This window comes from Nonomuraea sp. NPDC003754 (genome assembly GCF_053605785.1).
Genome location: NZ_JBSGJX010000005.1, coordinates 224,783 through 243,646, shown reverse-complemented (window position 1 = coordinate 243,646; position 18,864 = coordinate 224,783). Strand labels below are relative to the sequence as shown.

The following is an 18,864-nucleotide window of genomic DNA, read 5'->3' as shown; positions in this document are numbered from 1 at the left end:
TCACGATCGTTGGGGTGATGCTCGCGGGTCGCCAGCATTCCTACATCCCCACCCCCCGAGGAGCACACCCCGATGTGGATTGGAAAAGCGCTGCTCGCCTGCGCGCTGCTGACCACCGCGGCCGTCCCCGCCGCGACCGCCTCCGCCGCGACCGCGCCCGCCGCCACCGCGCCCGCCCGGGAGACGACGCTGCGGGTGAAGATGTCGGGATCGGGCGTCGACACGCTCAACCCCTTCCTCGCCTTCTTCAACGGCGCGCTCGACATCTTCGGCACGATCTACCCCTCGCTCAACTCCCTCGACGAGAACGGCAAGCCCGGACCCTACCTGGCGACCTCGTGGACCCAGGGCCCCGACCAGCTGACCTGGACCTTCAAGCTGCGGGAAGGGCTGAAGTGGAGCGACGGGCGGCCGATCACCGCCGAGGACGCCGCCTGGACCCTCGAGCTGATCAGGACCGACACGGTGGCGGGCACCGCCAACGGCTCGCTGGTCAGCAACTTCGAGAAGGTGACCGCGCCCGATCCCACCACGCTGGTGATCAAGACCAAGAAGCCGCAGGCGAACGTCATGTACGTCAGCATCCCGATCAGCGGGATCCCCATCGTGCCCAAGCACGTCTGGGAGCCGCAGGTGAAGGGGCTGAAGGACTACAAGAACGACGCCTTCCCCGTCGTCGGCTACGGGCCGTGGACGCTCACCGACTACAAGCCCGAGCAGTACGCCAAGTTCGACGCCAACAAGGACTTCGTGCTCGGCGCGCCCGGCTTCGACCACATGGTCCAGCAGAGCTTCAAGGAGTCGGACGCGGCCGTGGCTGCGCTGCGCAGCGGCCAGCTCGACTACATCAACGGCGTCAACCCGACCCAGTTCACCGCGCTGAAGGGCGACCCGTCGCTGCTGGCCGTCCAGGAGGTGGGCAACGGCTGGACGGGCATCGAGCTGAACCCCGGCGCCAAGACCCGCAGCGGCAAGCCCATCGGGACGGGCCACCCCGCGCTGCGCGAGCAGGTGGTGCGTGACGCGATCGCGCTGGCCATCGACAAGCCGACGCTGGTCACCAAGGTCATCAACGGCCTCGGCCAGCTCGGCCACGGCTACCTGCCGCCCGCCTGGCCGCAGTGGAGCTGGAAGCCCACCGCCGAGGAGGAGCAGCGCTTCGACCCCGCCAAGGCCAACCAGCTGCTCGACTCCGCCGGCTACGCCAAGGGCGCCGACGGCGTCCGGGTCGACCCGAAGAGCGGCAAGCTGCTGGCCTTCAGGCTCGGCACCCACTCCGACGACTCCGCCGACGCGGCCATCTCCACCTACCTCGTCGGCTGGCTGCAGGCGATCGGCATCAAGCTGACCATCCAGCCGCTCAGCATGAGCGCGCTCAACAGCGACCTGGCCAAGGGCGACTGGGACATCCTGATGGACGGCTGGACCACCGGGCCCGACCCCACCTACCTGCTGGGCATCCAGACCTGCGCCGTCCTGCCGAAGGACGACGGCACCGGCGGCAACACCGAGGCCTACTACTGCGACAAGGACTACGACGCCCTGTTCGAGCGGCAGCTCACCAGCGCCGACCCCGCCGAGAGGGCCGGGATCGTCGCGGAGATGCAGCGCATGCTGTACCGGGCGAACGTCGACCAGATCCTCTACTACGCCAACACCCTCGACGTGGCCCGCACCGACACCGTGCGGGGCATCGTCACCGGCACGCCGAACGCCGAGGGGCTCCACCCGGCGCAGACCGCCTTCTGGAGCTACCTCAAGGCCAGCCCGCCTGCCGTGGCCAAGGCGCCGGCCGCCGGCGGTGGCGGCGGCTCAGGGGTGTGGCTCGGGCTGGGCGCGCTGGTGATCGTCGCCGTCGGCGGCGTGCTGGTGGTCCGCCGCAGGAAGACGGCGGGCGACCGTGAGTAGCCTCGCGTCACGCGGCGGGGCGGCCTCCGGTACGGCGGTGCGCGGCCTCGGCCGCCACCTCGCCGAGAAGCTCGCCGCCGCCGTGGTCAGCTTCTTCGTCACGCTCGTCATCGGCTTCGTCATCTTCAGCCTCATGCCGGCCGACCCGGTCAGGACCCTCACCCGGGGCCGTCCCACGAGCGAGGCCCAGCTGGCCCAGCTGCGCCTGCAGCTCGGCCTCGACGATCCGCTGTGGCGGCGCTTCCTGTCCTTCGTCGGCGACACCCTGCGCGGCGAGCTGGGCTACTCCTGGCAGTTCCAGCAGCAGGTCTCCACCCTGGTCGCCGATCGGCTCGGCCCCACGCTGCTGCTCATGGGGACCTCGGCGGTCATCTCGGTCGCGCTCGGGCTGTGGCTGGGCATGCGCAGCGGCTGGCGGCAGGGCAGCGTATTCGACAGGATCACCTCGGGCGCCTCGCTCACCCTCTGGTCGGTGCCGACGTTCTGGCTCGGCATGATCCTGCTGGTGGCCTTCAGCATCCCGGGGCTGTTGCCCGCGGGTGGGATGAGCGACCCGTCGCTGCCCGGGACCGACGTGCTCGACGTGGCCCGTCACCTGGTGCTGCCCTGCCTCACCATGGTCCTGGTGATCTTCGCGCAGTACGTGACGATCATGCGGTCCTCGATCATCGACGAGCGGGGCGCGGCCTACCTGCTCACCGCCCGCGCCAAGGGCCTCACCGACGGGGGCGTGCGCCGCAGGCACGCCGCGCCCAACGCCCTGCTGCCCTCGGTCACCATGATCTTCATGCACCTCGGCACGCTGGTCAGCGGCGCGATCACCGTCGAGGCCGTCTACTCGTGGCCGGGACTCGGCTACCTCACCTACCAGGCACTCAAGATCCCCGACCTGCCCCTTCTCCAGGGCACGTTCATCATCTTCAGCGCGAGCGTGATCATCATGAACCTGCTGGCCGACCTCGCCTACCGCTTCCTCGACCCGAGGGTGCGTGCCCAATGAGGTCGCTGTTCTGGGGCGTGGGCGTGCTGGCCGCCTTCGCGCTGCTGGCCCTCACCGCCCCCCTCTACATCGGCGACGCCGACCTCAACGTCGTCAAGGTCACCGGACCGCAGCTGTCGCCGCCCGTGGGCGGCTACCCGCTGGGCACCGACCAGGCCGGACGCTCGGTGCTGCTCCTGGTCATCTGGGGCGCGCGGGAGTCGCTGGCAATCGGGCTGATCGCCACCGCGCTCACCGTGCTGCTCGGCAGCGCCGTCGGCCTGCTGGCCGGGCACTACCAGGGCATGATCGGCAAGGCGCTCATGCACGTCACCGACTGGTTCATCGCGCTGCCCAGCCTCCCGCTGGCCATCTCGCTGTCGGCGGTGCTCGGCCAGGGCGCGGCCTCCATCACCATCGCCATCGCCGTCACCTCGTGGACGGCCACCGCCCGCCTGGTCCGCGCCCAGACGCTCGCCGTGGAGGCCAGGCCGTTCATCGAGCGGGCCAGGGTCCTCGGCGCCGGCAACGCCCAGGTGATGCTGCGTCACGTGCTGCCCAACGTCCTGCCGCTGATCCTGGTCTCCAGCACGCTGACCATCGCCTCGGCGATCCTGTCGGAGGCGACGCTGACCTTCCTCGGCCTGGGCGACCCGACCAGCGTGACCTGGGGCTCCATGCTGCAGGCCGCGTTCGCCGGCGGGGCGGTCACCGCGGGAGCATGGTGGTACCTGCTGCCGCCCGGCGTCGCGATCCTCATCGTCGTGCTCGGCTTCACGCTCACCGGGCGGGCCGTCGAGCACCTGCTCGACCCCAGGAGGTCCGCTCATGCTTGAGGTGCGCGACCTCACCGTCAGCTACGGCACCCGTGACGGCGCCGCCCAGGCCGTGCGCGGCGTGAGCTTCACGCTCGAGCGCGGCCAGACGCTCGGCGTCGCGGGCGAGTCGGGGTGCGGCAAGTCGACGATGGCGCTCAGCCTGCTGCGGCTGCTGCCCGCCACCGCCCGCGTCACCGGCCAGGTGCTGTTCGAAGGGGAGGACCTGCTCACCGCGCGGTGGGACAGGCTGCGGGCCGTCCGCTGGAACGCCGTCTCGGTGGTCTTCCAGGGCGCGATGAGCGCGCTCAACCCGGTCCGCACGGTCGGCGACCAGATCTGCGAGCCGATCCTGTTGCACGACAGGGTGGGCGTGAAGGCCGCGCGCGGGCGGGCCGCCGAACTGCTGGAGGCGGTGGGCGTGCCCGCGCGGAGGGCGGGCGACTACCCGCACGAGTTCTCCGGCGGGCAGCGGCAGCGCATCATGATCGCGATGGCGCTGGCATGCCGCCCCGACCTGATCGTCGCCGACGAGCCGACGACCGCGCTCGACGTGATGGTGCAGGCGCAGATCCTGCGGCTGCTCGGCGACCTGGTCCGCGAGTCGGGCATCGGGGTCATCATGATCAGCCACGATCTGGCGGTCCTGGCGCAGATGTGCGAGCGCCTCGCCGTCATGTACGCGGGCCGGATCGTCGAGACGGGCCCGGCCAAGGAGCTGATCGCCGACCCCCGCCACCCCTACACCAGCGCGCTGGCCAGGGCCTTCCCCACCATCGGCGACCCGGCCTCGAGGCTGGCGCCCGAGGGACTGCCGGGCGACCCGCCGCGGATCGCCGACCTCGGCGACGGCTGCGCGTTCGCGCCCCGGTGCGAGTCTGCGGGGCCCGCGTGCCGTACCGGGGCGATGGAGTTGTGGCCGAGCGGCGAGGGTCGCGCGGCGGCCTGCGTGCACGTGCTGGAGGGAGGGGCGTCATGACGCCGGTGCTGGAGGCGCGCGGGCTGGAGATCGCCTACGGGCGGGCCCGCGCGGTCGACGGGGTCGACATCGAGGTACGGCAGGGCGAGATCGTCGCGCTCGTCGGCGAGTCGGGCTGCGGCAAGTCCAGCCTGGCCCGCGCGCTCGTCGGCCTGGTCAGGCCCACGCGCGGCGAGGTCCGCTACCGGGGCGCGCCCCTGGACTACCGGCGGCTCAAGGAGTACCGCCGCCACGTCCAGCTCATCCTGCAGGACCCGGGCGGCGCGCTGAACCCCCGGCAGACCGTCAGGGCGGCCGTCGCCGAGGGCCCCCGCCTGCACGGGCTGAAGGATGACCGGGTGACCTCGGCGCTGGCCAGGGCGGGGCTGCGGCCACCCGAGGACTACCTCGGGCGCTACCCGCACGAGCTGTCCGGCGGGCAGCAGCAGCGCGTCGTCATCGCGGGCGCGCTGGCCCTCGAACCCTCGGTGATCGTCGCCGACGAGCCCGTCGCCTCGCTCGACGCCTCGGTCAGGGGCGAGATTCTCAAGCTCATCCTCGGCCTCAGGGACGAGCTCGGGATGTCGGCCCTGGTCGTCACCCACGACCTCGGGCTGGCCTGGAACATCGCCGACAGGGTCGCGGTGATGTACCTCGGCCGGATCGTCGAGTCGGGCACCGTCGAGGAGGTGCTGATCAGGCCCCGCCACCCCTACACCAGGGCCATGCTCGCCGCCGCGTCGGGCACGGCGACGCCGCTGCAGGGCGAACCGCCCGACCCCGCCCGCATCCCCGCGGGGTGCCGCTTCCATCCCCGCTGTCCCAGCCGTACCGACGAGTGCGGCACGATCGACCCGCCCGTGCTCGCGGGAGTCGCCTGCCATCTCACGCCTTTGGAGGAGATTTCGTGATTCGTCCACCCGCTCTGCGTCCCGGCGACCGCGTGGCGGTGATCGCCGCCAGTGGCCCGCCCAACCAGGCCAACCTCGACAGAGGTCTGCGCGCCATGGAGACGGTGGGGCTCAAGCCCGAGGTCTTCAGCGCCGTGCGCATGGGCGGCACCGAGTACGACTACCTGGCCGGCGACGACGTCACCCGGGCGCGCGAGCTGACCGCCGCGCTCGCCGACCCCTCCTTCGCGGCCGTCTTCTGCGCCTGCGGCGGGTACGGCATGCAGCGCACGCTCGAACTGGTCGACTGGTCGCGCGTCCCCGCCGACCGGCCGAAGGTCGTGGTCGGCTACTCCGACGTCACCGCCCTGCTGGAGGCGCTCGCCGCCAAGCTCGGCTGGGTCTCCCTGTTCGGCCCCATGGTCGCCTGCGACGGCTTCTACGAGGGACCGGGACAGTACGACTTCGACCAGCTGATGAAGCTGCTGTTCACCCCCGAGCAGGTGCGCGAGCTGACCTTCCCCGACTTCAGGACCGTCGTGCCCGGCGTCGCCGAGGGCCGCACGCTCGGCGGCACCGCGACCCTGCTGGCCGCCTCCCTCGGCACCGACACCAGCCTGCCCGCCCGCGACGCCATCCTCTTCCTCGAGGACGTCGACGAGGAGCTGTTCCGGCTCGACCGCTACATCACCCAGCTGCGCCGCGCCACCTACAGCGACGGGGTGGCGGGCATCCTGCTGGGCACCTTCACCGACTGCGGCGAGCCGCGCGACGTCGAGCGCATGCTGGTCGAACGGCTCGGCGACCTCGGGGTGCCCGTCATGGCGGGCGCCGACATCGGCCACGGCATCGCCATGCAGACCTACCCGATCGGCGTGCGGGCCCGCCTCGACACCGAGCGCGGCACGTTGACCTTCCTGGAGCCCGTGCTCACCCCGCCCGCCGTCCACGACGAGGCCGGCGGAGCCGACCCGGCCTGAGAGCGCTCCGCGGGGCGCCTCAGTCGCGGGGCGCCCTGCGGACCACGGACGGCAGCAGCTCGCCCAGCCCCTTGGCGGTCATCGGCTCGGCGGGCACCAGGGCGAAGCCCGGGGAGGCGGACAGGTCCTCGGCGAGCGCCGGGTCGGCCAGGACGCCACCGGCGGGCGCCAGCGACGTCAACCTGCTGGCCAGGTTGACGGTCGTGCCGAACACGTCGCCCATCCTGCTGATCACCGGGCCGATCGCCAGGCCCACCCGCAGGTCGGGCATGGCCCGGTCGGGGGCGTGCACCTCCAGCAGCCGCAGCGCGATCTCGGCGGCCACCCGGGCCAGATCGGCCACGAACAGCACCGAGTCGCCCAGCGTCTTGACCACCCTGCCGCCCGAGGAGGTGACGACGTCTGCCGACCGGCCCTCGAACCGCTCCACCAGCCCCGCCAGCTCCTTCTCCGCGATCTGGCGGCTGAGCCTGGTGAATCCGACCATGTCGGCGAAGCCGACGGCCAGCCGTACGGTGCCGACCTCCTGGTCCACGATGCGGCCCGCGGCCGAGGCGAGCTGGCGGCGCCAGGTGTAGACCAGCAGCTGTTCCAGGGAGGGCACCACGCGGTCGGCGCGCGCCCGCCAGGCCTCCGGGCGCTTGGCCAGCGGCACGCCCGCCAGGTCGAGCGTCTCGGCGCCCAGCTCGGCCTGGGACTCGGCCAGGCTCGCCGTCGCCCTGCCGAGCGCCCTGGTCACCAGGAGCATGTGCTCCTCGTCGTAGCAGCCGTCGCTGACCAGGGCGACCAGCGTCTTCAGCGCCTCGACGTCGGCCTCGGTGAAGACGACCGCGTCGTCGGCGACGTTCGGGAATCCCAGCGCGCGCCAGTAGCGCCGCGCGCGGTAGACCGGCACCCCGGCCATCGCGGCGACCTGACGGCTGGTGTAGCGCCTGGGCTGGCGAAGGAAGGCCTCCGACAGCAGGTCGATCTGGGACTCGTCGACCGTCATGGGGACATTGCACCACACACCTGGCGTAGTTAGCGTTCAACACCATGAGGTCTTATGCCGTCCAGCTCTACACCCTCCGAGACCATCTGGCCGCCGACCCCACCGCCACCCTTTCCAGACTCGCCTCCCTCGGCTACGAGGCGGTCGAGCCGTTCACCCTCACCCCCGTCGAAGGCTTCGAGATCCACTCCGCGCACGCCCCGCTGCTGGGCCCCGGCAGGGAGGAGTACCTGAAGATCGCCGGCACGCTCATCGTGCCCATGGTGGACCCGGCGGAGTTCACCACCGCGGAGGGGATCAGCAGGACCGCCGACGCACTGAACGCCGCGGCCGCCTGGGGGACGGAACGCGGGGTGCGCGTGGGCTACCACAACCACCACTGGGAGCTGGCCTCGCACGTCGGCGGGCGGCACGCCCTCGAGGCGCTGGCCGACCTGCTGGACCCCGGAGTGATCCTGGAAGTGGACGTCTACTGGGCCGCGGTCGGCGGCGCCGACGTCCCCGAACTGCTCGGCAGGCTGGGGGAGCGGGTGCGGTTCCTGCACGTCAAGGACGGCCCGGCCAACCTGAAGGACCCGATGACCGCCGTGGGCGCGGGCACGCTGCCCATCCCCGACATCCTCGCCGCCGCGCCGCAGGCCATGCGGGTGGTCGAGCTCGACCGGTGCGCCACCGACATCTTCGAGGCGCTGGCCGACTCCCTCGCCTACCTGCGCGAGGTGGACCGGTGACCGGTGTCGCGATCGTGGGGTGCGGCAACATCAGCAGGCGCTACCTCGACAACTTCGCCGCCATGCCCGAGCTGCGCGTGGTCGCCTGCGCGGACCTGGACGCGGACCGGGCCAGAGCCGCCGCCGAGAAGTACGGCGTGCCCGTCGCGGGAGAGGTGTCGCAGGTCCTCGACCACCCCGACGTCGAGATCGTCGTCAACCTGACCGTGCCCGCCGCGCACGCCGAGGTCGCCATGGCGGCCGTCGCCGCCGGACGGCACGTCTACAACGAGAAACCCCTCACGCTCGACCCCGCCACCGGCCGCGAGCTGCTGGCCGCCGCCGAGCGGGCCGGGGTCAGGGTGGGCTGCGCGCCCGACACCTTCCTCGGCGCGGGACTGCAGACCGTCGCCCGCGCCCTGGCGGACGGCGCCATCGGCAGGCCGCTGTCGGCGATCACGATCCTGCAGGGCCCCGGCCCCGAACGCTGGCATCCCAGCCCCGAGTTCTTCTTCAAACCCGGCGCCGGACCGCTGTTCGACATGGGCCCCTACTACCTGACGGCCCTGGCCGTGCTGTTCGGCCCCGTCACGAAGGTGGCGGCCAACGGCAGCAGGGCGCACGCCCGGCGCACGGTCGGCTCAGGCCCGCTGGCCGGCTCCGTCTTCGACGTCGAGGTGCTCACCCACGTCAGCGCGCTGCTGGAGTTCGCCGGCGGGCAGCGCGCCACGACCGTCTTCTCCTTCGACTCGCCGCTGGCCCGCGGCGACTTCCTCGAACTCACCGGCACCGAGGCCACGCTCGCCGCGCCCGACCCGAACAACTTCACCGGCCCGGTACGGCTGCGCCGTACCGGAGCGCCCGATTGGACCGACTTACCGGTGGAGGGCACCACCCTGGGACGCGGCATCGGCGTGCTCGAGATGGCCCGCGCCATCGCGGCGGGACGGCCGCACCGGGCCTCCGGCGAGCTGGCGGCGCACGTGGTGGAGGTGATGGCGGCGATACTCCAGTCGGCGGAGGAGGGACGCTTCGTCCCCGTCACCTCCACGTTCGTCCCTCCCGAGGTGTGGGAGGACCACCCGGCCGGCTGACCCCGGCTGGTGAGGCGGTCGCGCCACGTGCTGCCGCGCCCTACAGCAGCGTGGCGCCGACCGCCTGGAAGCCGGCCAGCGCGCGGTCCAGCCGGGCCAGCGTGTCGGGGTGCAGGATGATGCCGGCCGTCTCCAGGTTCTCGGTGATGTGCGCGGGCGTCCTGCTGCCGGGGATCGGGACGACGTGCTCGTCCTGGTGCAGCAGCCAGGCCAGCGCGAGCTGGGCCGGGGTGATGCCGAGCTCGACGGCCAGCGTCCTGATCGGCGCGAACCTGTCGTTGTTCGTGGCCAGGTTGGCCGGGTCGAAGCGCGGCGCGTTGTGCCGGAAGTCGCCCTCCTCGAGCTTGGTGACGCCTCCCGTGAGGAAGCCGGAGCCCAGCGGGCTCCAGGCCACCATGCCGACGCCCAGCTCCCGTGCCGTCGCCAGCAGGTCCGGCTCGATCGGACGCCACATCGACCACTCGACCTGCACCGCCGTGATCGGCAGCACGGCGTGCGCCGCGCGCAGCTGCCCGGCGGTCACGTTGGACAGGCCCGCGTGCCGTACCAGACCGGCCCGGACCAGGTCGGCGACCGCGCCCATGGTGTCCTCGACGGGCACGCCGGGGTCGGGGTAGTGCAGGTAGTACAGGTCGATCACGTCCGTGTCCAGGTTGCGCAGGCTGCGCTCGGCGTACCCGCGCACCAGCGAGGGGTCGGCGTTGCCGCGCAGCTCGCCGAAGGCGTAGCCCACGGGGATCGAACGGGTCTCCACCCCGGGCGGGACGGCCAGCCCGAACTTGGTCGCCACCACGACCTCGTCCCGCCTGCCCTTGACGGCTCTGCCGACGAGGCGCTCGTTGTGCCCGTCGGGCCCGTAGGCGTCGCTGGTGTCGATGTGGGTGCCGCCGTGATCCATGGCGTGCCGCAGCGCGGTCAGCGCCGAGTCGTCGTCGATCTGCCCGTAGATGCCGGGCGAAAGGACCATCGCCCCGAAGCCGATCGGCGGGACGGTGAGCGTGCCAAGAGTTCTCATGTCTCCGAGCATCCGCCCCCGGGTCCGGGCCGGTCCAAGACATGCCGGTATAACCGATGGTTATGGACATCCATCTGCGGGAGCTGCGGTACTTCGTCGCCGCCGCCGAGGACCTGCACGTGACACGGGCGGCCGAGCGGCTCTTCGTCTCCCAGCCCGCGCTGTCCAAGCAGCTCAGGGCGCTCGAGCGGCAGATCGGCTGCACGCTGTTCGACCGGGTGCCGGGCGGCCTGGCGCTCACCCGCCAGGGGGCGGCGCTGCTGCCCGTCGCCCGCGACCTGCTCGCCCGGTGGGACGAGGGTCTCGACCTGGTACGGCAGGCCGCCCCCACGGGAACGCTCGTCGTCGGCCTGCAGACCGCCGTCGGCAGGGGCATCCAGGCCGAGGCGCTGCGCCGCTTCAGGGAACGCATGCCGGGCTGGACGGTGTCGCTGCGCGTGGTCGGGTGGGAGGACCCGAGCGCGGGACTGGCCGACGGCACCTCGGACGTGGCCTTCCTGTGGTTGCCCGCGCCCGAGGGGATCGCGACCTTCGTGCTGTCGACCGAGCAGCGCTTCGTCACCCTGCCGGAGGCGCACCCGCTGGCCGGCCGGGAGGAGATCGCCTTCGCCGACCTCAGGGACGAGCCGTTCGTCGCGCTGCCCGCGGCGGCGGGGCCGATGAGGGAGTTCTGGCTCGGCAGGCCCGACGCGGTCGTCGGCGCGGAGGCGAGCTCGGCCGACGAGGTCTTCGAGGCGGTGCTGGCCGGGCTGGGCCTGGTCCTGCTGGCGGAGGGCAACGCCCAGCTGTACAAGCGTCCTGGGCTGGTCAGCCGGCCGGTCGGCGGGCTGTCGCCGGCCCGCCTGGCCATCGGGTGGCGGGCGGGCGACCACCGCCCCGCGGTGACCGCCTTCCTGGAGGCGCTGGCCGCCGTGGTCGGCCCGGACGGCCCGCACGGCCCGGAGGACCCGCACGGCGCGGACGGCTGATCATGGCGCAGGGCGGGAGTCCGGATAGCGCTTTCAGTGACGGGTGAGGTGGAATGTCAGGAGTTGACCTCTGACCTTCGGGAGACCCTGTGCCCCTGTTCGACCTCCCCCTCGACCGGTTGCGCGAGTACCGCCCGGAGCGTGACGAGCCCGCCGACTTCGACGCGTTCTGGAGCGACACTCTCGCCGAGGCCGCCGAGCACGATCTGGCTCCCTCGTTCACGCCCTACGACATCCCGCTGACCGCCGTGGACGTCTACGACACCTCCTTCGCCGGCTGGGGCGGCCACCGGATCAACGCGTGGCTGATCGTGCCGCGCGGGGCCGAGGGCCCCCTGCCCTGCATGGTGCAGTACATCGGCTACTCGGGCGGCAGGGGCTTCCCCCACGACCACCTCACCTGGCCGGCCGCGGGCCTGGCCGTCCTGGTGGTCGACACCCGCGGGCAGGGCGCGCACAGCCCCACCAGCCCCGGCGCCACCGCCGACCCGCACGGCGGCCGGTCGCCGCAGGCGCCCGGCATGATGACCAGAGGCATCCTCGACCCCGCCGACTACTACTACCGGCGGGTGTTCACCGACGCCGTGCGGGCGGTGGACGTGGCCGCGGGCCACCCGGCCGTCGACGCGGGCAGGATCGTGGTGTCGGGCGCCAGCCAGGGCGGCGGCATCGCCCAGGCGGTCGCCGCGCTGCGTCCCACGGTGCGGGGGGCGCTGATCGACGTCCCGTTCCTCACCCACTTCCGCAGGGCGGTCGAGATCACCGGCCGCGACCCCTACCAGGAGATCGTCCGCTTCCTGGCCACCCAGCGGGCCGACGCCGGCACCGTGTTCCGCACGCTGTCCTACTTCGACGGCCTGAACTTCGCCGCGCGCGGCCAGGTGCCGGCGCTGTACTCGGTGGCGCTGATGGACGACGTCTGCCCGCCCTCGACGGTGTTCGCCGCCTACAACCACTGGCAGGCGGACAAGGAGATCACCGTCTGGCCGTGGAACAACCACGAGGGCGGCGGCGGCTTCCAGCGGGAGGAGCAGCTCAGGTACGTGGCCAAACTCCTGGCCTAGTCGGCACGGATCGTCAGCGGGCGGCGCGGAGCGCCGCGAGCAGGCCGTGGACGCGTGAGGGGGCCTCGCGCGGCGCGCCGCGGGTGAGCTCGCCGCCGATGCCGACGGCCACCGCGCCCGCGGCGATCCACTCGGGCGCGGTGGCGGCGCTGATCCCGCCCGTCGGGACGATCGGCGCCTGCGGCAGCGCCTGCAGGATGTCGCGCAGCGCCTGCGGGGAGCTCTGCGTCGCGGGGAACAGCTTGACCAGGTCGGCGCCGGCCTCCAGCGCCCTGACGATCTCGGTCGGCGTCAGGGCTCCGGCGACCACCGGCACGCCGTGGCGGTGGCCCGCGCGGATCACGCCCGCGTCGAGCGTGGGGCAGACCAGGAAGCGGGCGCCCGCCTCGATCGCCATTCCGGCCTGGACCGCGTCGAGCACGGTGCCCGCGCCGACGAGCGCGCCGGTGGCCAGCTCGCGGACGGCGGCCAGCGCGCCGGGCGTCGACAGCGACACCTCGACGGCGGCAAGCCCGGCGGCCGACAGCCGCCTGCCGTACGTGACGGCCGTCTCGGCGGACGGTGCGCGGATGATGCCGATCACGCGGTCGGCCACCAGGCGTTCGGTCAGCCGCCACCGGAAGTCACGCACCGGGAGCCCCCGTCCACAATCATGAGTGATGAGATGATTTCCCGGCACTGGTGGAAAAGCAAACCCGCGAGCGATGGGGGATGTGGTGACGCGTCCTGACGTGGTCGGTGTCGGAGAGGCGATGGTGCTGCTCCAGCCCGCCGAAGGAGAGCGCCTGGCGACCGCCGGCCGGATGGGCGTGCACGTCGGCGGCGCCGAGCTGAACGTGTGCGCGGCCGTCGCCCGGCTCGGCGGCACGGCCTGGTTCGCCTCGCGCGTGGGCGCCGACCCGTTCGGCGAGCGGGTCCTGGCCGTCGCCGCGTCCCTCGGCGTCGGCACCTGCCTGGTCGGCCGCGACGGCACCAGGCCGACCGGCGTGTTCTTCAAGGAGGTGCTGCCGGACGGGGTCAGGCGCGTGCACTACTACCGGTCGGGGTCGGCCGCGGCCGGGATGGACGACAGCGACGCCGCCGCGATCCTCGACGCCCGGCCGAGGGCGATCGTCGTCAGCGGCATCACGATCGCCCTCGGCGAAGGGCCCGAGCGGCTGGTCCGGGCCCTGGCCGAAGGCGCGCGCTCAGCGGGGGCGCTGCTGGTCGTCGACCCCAACCTGCGCCCGGCGCTCGGCCGCCAGGACCGCGTGCTGGCCACGGTACTCGACCTGCTGCCACGCACCGACCTGCTGGTTCTCGGCCAGGACGAGGCGGAACCGCTGTTCGGCGCCACGGCACCCGCCGACGTGTTCGCCGCCGCCCTGGCGCGCCGCCCCGAGGGCGTCGAGGTCGTGCTGAAGGCCGGCGCGGACGGCGTCTACTACCACGGCGAGGACGGCGCGGCCGGCCACCTGCCGAGCGCCGCGCGGGTGGTGCGCGACCCGGTCGGCGCGGGAGACGCGCTGCTCGGCGGCTACCTGGCCGCCAGGCTCTCCGGCGCCACGCGCGAGCACGCCGCTCGGGTGGGCAGCGTGCTCGCCGGGCGCATCGTGGAGGTGCACGGCGACGTCGAGGGCCTTCCCTCCGCCGCCGAGGCCGCCGCGCTCCTGATGGTGTGATCGCCTCTCACGAGGCGTCCTGCTGACCCGTGACGTGGAAGGCGACCCCGCCCTCCCCGTCGGTGTCGGCGTCCAGTGACTTGTCGTCCAGGACGCTGGCCGCCACCGGGTCGAGGTAGACCCTGGCTCCTTCCTTCTCCACCACCTCATCGGTCGGTTCAGGCGCGTCGGCCATGCTGAGCACCAGGGATCCCTGGTCGTCGCCCTGTGACGAGATGCGGATACCGCTGGCCTCCGCATCCTGCCGGGCGGTCAGATCCTTGATGACCTGGGCTGCGTTTGGCGTCAGAGTGAGCACTACGGCTCCTCCTCGTTCTCGGTTGCAGGGTTTCGGGGTCCTTGCCCCGCCAGCTCCGCGCTACACACCTTCTCCGCTGCCGACGGGCACCGGTCACGCGAAGGCGGGCATGATCCGGTCATGGATCAGCCGCAGCTGCTCCTCGACGGAGGCCACCTCCGGCAGGTCGCGTCCCATGAACTGCTTGACCAGCGTCGCGTCCGTCACCGCGAGGATCATGTGGTTGACCCCCGACGGCTCGATCTCGCGCCTGATCTTCTCCACGCACTCCTCGGGAGTGCCGGCGATCGACAGCCGGTCGCCCAGCTCCGGGCTGGTCAGCTCGATGGCCCTGGCCAGGTCGCCGGCCCCGAGCGCGTCGACGACGGGCTTCATCACGTTCGGGTCGACCCCGTTGCGCTCCAGCTGCTCGGCCGGCATCGACGAGGCGTAGAGGCCGACCATGCTGCGCGCGGCCTCCTTGGCCACCGCGGAGTCGGGTCCCGTGGCGAAGACGACCCAGGCTCCGATGTCCATCGCCGTCCAGTCCTTGCCCGCCTTCTCGGCGCCGGCCCTGAACTCCGACACCAGGTAGTCGTAGGCCTCGCGAGTGTAGCTGAGCGCGTGGTGCACGCCGTCGGACAGCTCTCCCGCGGCGCGGAAGGAGCGGGGGCCGCGCATCGCGCCGAGCTTCACCGGCACGTGCTCCTGCACGGGCCTGGCGAAGGTGAACAGGCCGTTGTAGCGGAAGAACTCGCCCTCGAAGGTGATGACGCCGTCGTCCAGGAGCGTGCGCACGACGTGCGCGGCCTCCTTCACGCGTGACAGCGGCCTGGTGGTCGCCCAGTCGATGCCGTACTGGGCGAGCAGCCCGAAGTTGCCGCTGGACAGGACCACCTCGGCGCGGCCGTCGCTGAGCTCGTCGAGGGTGGCGGCGGCCTGCGCGATGAGCGAGGGCTCGCGCAGCACCACCGAGGACAGGCTCGGGCCGAACCTGACCCTGCTGGTCTGTTGCGAGGCGGCCGCGAACAGCAGCCAGAGGTCCTTGTGCCAGGTCTCGTCGGCCGCGTAACAGGCGTGGAAGCCCAGCTCGTCGGCGACCTTGATGGCCTCCAGCGACTCCTGGAGCGGGTAGTCGGGCAGCATCACGTAACTGAACTTCATCGCTCCTCCTGCGTTCTCGGCCAGATCATGTTGAGGATGGCCAGCACGCCGACGTTGACCGCCAGGCCCGCCCCACCCAGCGTGAAAGGCCCGGAAGGGCGCCACCCGAGCAGCCGCGCCCGCAGCGCCGCCAGCACCACCATCTGGAAGCCCAGGTAGATGCCCAGCGTGGCGAACGAAATGATCTTCACGAGGGCGTCCTCGGAGATGATCGACCCCAGCACCACGAGCGCGGGCACGATCGCGGCCACCAGCAGCGTGTACGGCGGGACGTGCCGCGCCGCCGAGAACCGGCGCAACAGCGCGCTGCCGGCGATCATGCCGTCGCGGGCGTAGGAGTACAGCAGCCGGCTGGCCGCCGCCTGCAGGCTCAGCGCGCACAGGCTCATCTCCCTGCGGAACTCGGAGGTGTAGCCGAGGTCGGCCAGCCTGCTGTCATCCGTCGAGGTCATCGAGCAGCTCCTCGCCCGAGATCACCTTGTGCGCGAAGTGCCGGTGCATCCAGGCCAGGTGGTCGGCGCGGGAGCGGGCCAGGCGCAGCGTGTCCCAGTTGGGGAAGGTCTGCTGGGTCACGTGCTCGGTCATGAGGGCCGGATCCACCTCGTAGACGTGCTCGAACCTGGTGATCGCCACCTCCGAGGCGCGCTCGGGCGGCGGCGGGGTCATCTCGTCGTGGTAGCGGTAGCTCACGGCTCCTCCAGACCCGGCTCGTAGGCGCGGTCGAGCAGGTACTTGCCCGGGTTCATGATGTTGCGCGGGTCGACGGCGCGCTTGACGGCGAGCATGATCTCGAAGCCGCCGCCCAGCTCCTCCGGCACCAGGTCCACCTCGCCCTCGCGGCAGGAGCCGTGGCACGCGCTGATCGAGCCGCCGTTGGCCAGCGCCACCGCCGCCAGGTCGCGCTTGGCGGCCACCCACGCCGTCCAGGCCGCGTCGTCCAGGCGCTGCTCCCAGATGCCGATGTCGATCTCGGTCAGGTAGTCGGCGCCGGTGGGGCCGTTGGTGTAGGCGAACATGCCCCAGTCGTCGAACACGTCCGACTCCCTGCGCAGCCGGTCGGCGATCTCGTGCCATGCCAGCCGTACGGCCGGCAGCCGGGAGTAGTTGATCGAGGCGTCCTCGCAGTGCCAGCTCATCGGCACCACCTGCCCCGATCGCGTCCGCCCGTGCAGGGGCGTGGCGTAGCGGTCGTGGCGGGCGGCCCAGTCGCCCTCGGAGATCTCGTCGCCGAGGTAGCGGGCGCCCGACGAGCGGGCGATCCGCAGCAGCCGCCGGCCGCCGGCGCGCACCTCGTCCTCGTAGCCGTACAGGGCCGCGCAGACCAGTGCCTTCACCGACGACGGCTGCGGGATGTAGGCCTCGTCGTCACGCCGCAGGTAGGCGACCTTCCACTCGTCGAACAGCACCGCGCCCGCGAACGTGGCCACCCCGGCCCGGGCCAGCCGCCCGACCGCCGCGTAGGCGCTGTCGTAGTCCTCGAAGGCCCAGAACGGCGAGAACTCGGCCTCGGGCTTGGGGAACAGCTTCAGTGTCGCCTCGGTGGCGATGCCGAGCGTGCCCTGGTGCCCCATGAACAGGTGCTTGAGCTGGTAGCCGCTCGACGACTTGGTGATCTTCCGGCCGATGCCGTCGCCGACGTGGATGACCTTCCCGGTCGGCAGCACGTGGTCGAAGCTCAGCACCAGGTCGCGGCTGTGGCCGTACCGGGAGCCGATGAGCGACCAGCCGCTGGTGCCGATCCTGCCGCCGACCAGCGAGCACGGGTAGGAGGCGGGGTCGTCGGGAAAGATCAGGTCGTGGCGTGAAAGCACCTCGTTGAGCTTCAGCGCGTTGATGCCCGTGCCAACTGTGCAGGTCCTGTTCTCGAGGTCGATCTCCTTGATCTGGTTGATGCGCTTCACATCCACGACGATGCCTCCGCGCAGCGGCACCGCGCCGTCGGTCAGCCCGGTGCCGCCGTCGCGCGGCACCACCGGGATCCGGTAGGCGTGCGCGAGCCGCAGCACCTCCGCCACCTCCTCGGTGGAGCCCGGCAGGACCACCAGGTCAGGCATCCGCTCCGCCCACCGGTGCACGGGGAAGGGGGCGGGCACGCGCGTGCGGTTGAGCCGGTCGGCCCGGCCCGTCAGCACGTGCTCGGGGCCGAGGACCTGGCGCAGCTCCTCCAGCACCGGGTCGTCCATGGCGATGGTCATCAGGCCACCCCCAGCGATTCGGCCAGCAGCTCGTGCAGGTCGACCACGCCGATGGCGCGGGCGCCGCCCGCCTCGGTGAGCGGCCGCTCGGCCCACGGGCAGGCGGTGACGAGAGTGTCGACACCGAGCTCGGCCGCCTTGTCCATGCGCATCCGGCTGATCCTGGCGGTCAGCTCCGGCTTCTCGACGCCCAGCCCGCCGCCCGCGCCCGAGCAGTACGACCACTGGCTGACCCGGTCCACGTCGTGGAAGGTCAGGCCGGGGATGGCGCGCAGGATCTCGCGCGGCTCCCGCCAGATCCCCTTGCGCTTGTTGAGCCGGCACGGGTCGTGGTAGGTCACCGTCCGCTCGACGGGCACGTGCGGCACCAGCCGCCCGTCCCTGAGCATCGCGGCCAGCAGTTCGACCACCAGCACCACCTCGATGTCGAAAGACTCCCCGAAGTACCTGGGGTAGTCCTCGGTGAAGGTGATGTAGTCGTGCGGGTCGAGCACCAGCACGCGCCGCACGCCGCTCGCCCGCCAGTCCTCCAGGTTGTGCCTGGCGAAGCGGAGCGCCTGCTCCTCGTAGCCCATCTCGGCGGCGGGCCCGCCGCAGCACCACTGCTCGTTCATCAGCCCGAACGGGTAGCCCGCAAGCTCGAGCATCCGCGCGACCGCCCGGGGCGCCGTCGTCCGGTGGAAGGCGGCCTCGCAGTCGACGAACAGGATCGTCTCCCCGCCCACCGGCAGGTCGAGGCCCTGGGCCCAGTCGCGCACCCGCTCCTGGGACACCCGCGAGGTCACGGGTTCGTGCGTCAGCTCGTCGGTCAGCAGGTTCCACCGCTGCCATCCCGGCTGGTGCACGCCCTCCCGTACGGCGAGGGCGCGCACGGCCTTGACCAGGTCGACGGTCCTGGTGCGGAAACGGTAGAAGTCGCCGGTGAACAGCGAGTTGGGACAGCGCAGCTCGCACGCGCCGCATCCGGTGCAGTTGACGTAGTCGGCCGCGACGTCGGCGACCTCGAGGGAGCCCTGCTCCATCGCCACCACGTTGGCGTGGAAGGCGGTGGGGCTCCACGACTCGTTGCGCGTGACCTGCAGGACCGGGCAGACCTCGCGGCAGAACTTGTGGCCTGAGGAGAAACAGTTGTAGGCGGCGTTGCGCCACTCCTCAGCGAACCTCTTCTCGGGATCAGGCACGGGTCGGCCTCCCT

20 protein-coding genes are annotated in these 18,864 nt (G+C 72.2%); 11 read left to right on the top strand and 9 right to left on the bottom strand.

The window, feature by feature from the left end; translation table 11 throughout:
- Positions 1 to 72 precede the first annotated feature (72 nt).
- The 6 genes from ACWEVS_RS09100 to ACWEVS_RS09075 are packed head-to-tail and all read left to right on the top strand — an operon-like array spanning position 73 to position 6,530.
- The gene (locus tag ACWEVS_RS09100; protein ID WP_452550719.1) at positions 73 to 1,908 is read left to right on the top strand and encodes an ABC transporter substrate-binding protein; all 1,836 of its coding nucleotides are present in this window, start codon (positions 73 to 75) and stop codon (positions 1,906 to 1,908) included.
- Positions 1,901 to 2,908 (top strand): ABC transporter permease, encoded by a 1,008-nt coding sequence (locus ACWEVS_RS09095; protein WP_449922661.1) that lies wholly within the window; start codon positions 1,901 to 1,903, stop codon positions 2,906 to 2,908. Before ACWEVS_RS09100 ends, ACWEVS_RS09095 begins: the two co-directional genes overlap by 8 nt.
- The gene (locus ACWEVS_RS09090) at positions 2,905 to 3,723 is read left to right on the top strand and encodes an ABC transporter permease (RefSeq protein ID WP_452550717.1); all 819 of its coding nucleotides are present in this window, start codon (positions 2,905 to 2,907) and stop codon (positions 3,721 to 3,723) included. Before ACWEVS_RS09095 ends, ACWEVS_RS09090 begins: the two co-directional genes overlap by 4 nt.
- The gene (locus ACWEVS_RS09085; RefSeq protein WP_452550716.1) at positions 3,716 to 4,681 is read left to right on the top strand and encodes an ABC transporter ATP-binding protein; all 966 of its coding nucleotides are present in this window, start codon (positions 3,716 to 3,718) and stop codon (positions 4,679 to 4,681) included. Before ACWEVS_RS09090 ends, ACWEVS_RS09085 begins: the two co-directional genes overlap by 8 nt.
- Positions 4,678 to 5,571 (top strand): ABC transporter ATP-binding protein, encoded by an 894-nt coding sequence (locus tag ACWEVS_RS09080; RefSeq protein WP_449922657.1) that lies wholly within the window; start codon positions 4,678 to 4,680, stop codon positions 5,569 to 5,571. Before ACWEVS_RS09085 ends, ACWEVS_RS09080 begins: the two co-directional genes overlap by 4 nt.
- Positions 5,568 to 6,530, top strand: coding sequence for a S66 peptidase family protein (locus ACWEVS_RS09075; protein WP_452550714.1), 963 nt, complete (start codon positions 5,568 to 5,570; stop codon positions 6,528 to 6,530). Before ACWEVS_RS09080 ends, ACWEVS_RS09075 begins: the two co-directional genes overlap by 4 nt.
- Positions 6,531 to 6,549: 19 nt before the next feature.
- Here ACWEVS_RS09075 and ACWEVS_RS09070 read toward each other — a convergent pair whose 3' ends face one another.
- Positions 6,550 to 7,521, bottom strand: a complete 972-nt coding sequence (locus tag ACWEVS_RS09070; RefSeq protein ID WP_449922653.1) for an adenylate/guanylate cyclase domain-containing protein — start codon at positions 7,519 to 7,521, stop codon at positions 6,550 to 6,552.
- A 44-nt stretch (positions 7,522 to 7,565) separates the two neighbouring features.
- On the opposite strand from ACWEVS_RS09070, the gene ACWEVS_RS09065 reads away from it, so the two are divergent.
- Positions 7,566 to 8,252 carry a sugar phosphate isomerase/epimerase family protein gene (locus ACWEVS_RS09065; RefSeq protein WP_449922651.1) on the top strand — a complete coding sequence of 229 codons (687 nt, stop codon included), beginning with the start codon at positions 7,566 to 7,568 and terminating at the stop codon, positions 8,250 to 8,252.
- Positions 8,249 to 9,325 (top strand): Gfo/Idh/MocA family protein, encoded by a 1,077-nt coding sequence (locus ACWEVS_RS09060; protein ID WP_449922649.1) that lies wholly within the window; start codon positions 8,249 to 8,251, stop codon positions 9,323 to 9,325. The genes ACWEVS_RS09065 and ACWEVS_RS09060 overlap by 4 nt, the downstream gene beginning before the upstream one ends.
- A 40-nt stretch (positions 9,326 to 9,365) precedes the next feature.
- Here ACWEVS_RS09060 and ACWEVS_RS09055 read toward each other — a convergent pair whose 3' ends face one another.
- Entirely contained in the window at positions 9,366 to 10,340 is a 975-nt protein-coding gene (locus ACWEVS_RS09055; RefSeq protein WP_449922647.1) for an aldo/keto reductase, read from the bottom strand.
- Between the two features lie 62 nt (positions 10,341 to 10,402).
- Between ACWEVS_RS09055 and ACWEVS_RS09050 the strand changes: the two genes are divergently transcribed.
- Both ACWEVS_RS09050 and ACWEVS_RS09045 read left to right on the top strand, forming a co-directional pair.
- Positions 10,403 to 11,308, top strand: coding sequence for a LysR family transcriptional regulator (locus tag ACWEVS_RS09050; protein WP_452550713.1), 906 nt, complete (start codon positions 10,403 to 10,405; stop codon positions 11,306 to 11,308).
- 89 nt (positions 11,309 to 11,397) lie between these two features.
- Complete coding sequence (locus ACWEVS_RS09045; RefSeq protein ID WP_449922644.1) at positions 11,398 to 12,372, top strand: acetylxylan esterase; 975 nt, start codon at positions 11,398 to 11,400, stop codon at positions 12,370 to 12,372.
- Positions 12,373 to 12,385: 13 nt separating this feature from the next.
- On the opposite strand, the gene ACWEVS_RS09040 is transcribed toward ACWEVS_RS09045, so the two are convergent.
- Positions 12,386 to 13,003 (bottom strand): bifunctional 4-hydroxy-2-oxoglutarate aldolase/2-dehydro-3-deoxy-phosphogluconate aldolase, encoded by a 618-nt coding sequence (locus ACWEVS_RS09040; protein WP_449922642.1) that lies wholly within the window; start codon positions 13,001 to 13,003, stop codon positions 12,386 to 12,388.
- An 85-nt stretch (positions 13,004 to 13,088) separates the two neighbouring features.
- On the opposite strand from ACWEVS_RS09040, the gene ACWEVS_RS09035 reads away from it, so the two are divergent.
- Positions 13,089 to 14,033 carry a sugar kinase gene (locus tag ACWEVS_RS09035; RefSeq protein ID WP_449922640.1) on the top strand — a complete coding sequence of 315 codons (945 nt, stop codon included), beginning with the start codon at positions 13,089 to 13,091 and terminating at the stop codon, positions 14,031 to 14,033.
- A 7-nt stretch (positions 14,034 to 14,040) separates the two neighbouring features.
- Here ACWEVS_RS09035 and ACWEVS_RS09030 read toward each other — a convergent pair whose 3' ends face one another.
- From ACWEVS_RS09030 to ACWEVS_RS09005, 6 genes are all read right to left on the bottom strand, one after another.
- The gene (locus ACWEVS_RS09030; RefSeq protein ID WP_354913333.1) at positions 14,041 to 14,331 is read right to left on the bottom strand and encodes a HesB/IscA family protein; all 291 of its coding nucleotides are present in this window, start codon (positions 14,329 to 14,331) and stop codon (positions 14,041 to 14,043) included.
- A gap of 93 nt (positions 14,332 to 14,424) precedes the next feature.
- On the bottom strand, positions 14,425 to 15,474 hold the full coding sequence (locus ACWEVS_RS09025; protein WP_452550711.1) for an LLM class flavin-dependent oxidoreductase: 1,050 nt from the start codon (positions 15,472 to 15,474) through the stop codon (positions 14,425 to 14,427).
- Positions 15,471 to 15,926 carry a hypothetical protein gene (locus ACWEVS_RS09020; protein WP_452550709.1) on the bottom strand — a complete coding sequence of 152 codons (456 nt, stop codon included), beginning with the start codon at positions 15,924 to 15,926 and terminating at the stop codon, positions 15,471 to 15,473. Before ACWEVS_RS09020 ends, ACWEVS_RS09025 begins: the two co-directional genes overlap by 4 nt.
- On the bottom strand, positions 15,910 to 16,164 hold the full coding sequence (locus tag ACWEVS_RS09015; RefSeq protein WP_452550707.1) for a hypothetical protein: 255 nt from the start codon (positions 16,162 to 16,164) through the stop codon (positions 15,910 to 15,912). The genes ACWEVS_RS09020 and ACWEVS_RS09015 overlap by 17 nt, the downstream gene beginning before the upstream one ends.
- Positions 16,161 to 17,669 (bottom strand): FAD-binding oxidoreductase, encoded by a 1,509-nt coding sequence (locus tag ACWEVS_RS09010; protein ID WP_452550705.1) that lies wholly within the window; start codon positions 17,667 to 17,669, stop codon positions 16,161 to 16,163. Before ACWEVS_RS09010 ends, ACWEVS_RS09015 begins: the two co-directional genes overlap by 4 nt.
- Complete coding sequence (locus ACWEVS_RS09005) at positions 17,669 to 18,850, bottom strand: (Fe-S)-binding protein (RefSeq protein ID WP_354913323.1); 1,182 nt, start codon at positions 18,848 to 18,850, stop codon at positions 17,669 to 17,671. Before ACWEVS_RS09005 ends, ACWEVS_RS09010 begins: the two co-directional genes overlap by 1 nt.
- Positions 18,851 to 18,864 lie beyond the last annotated feature (14 nt).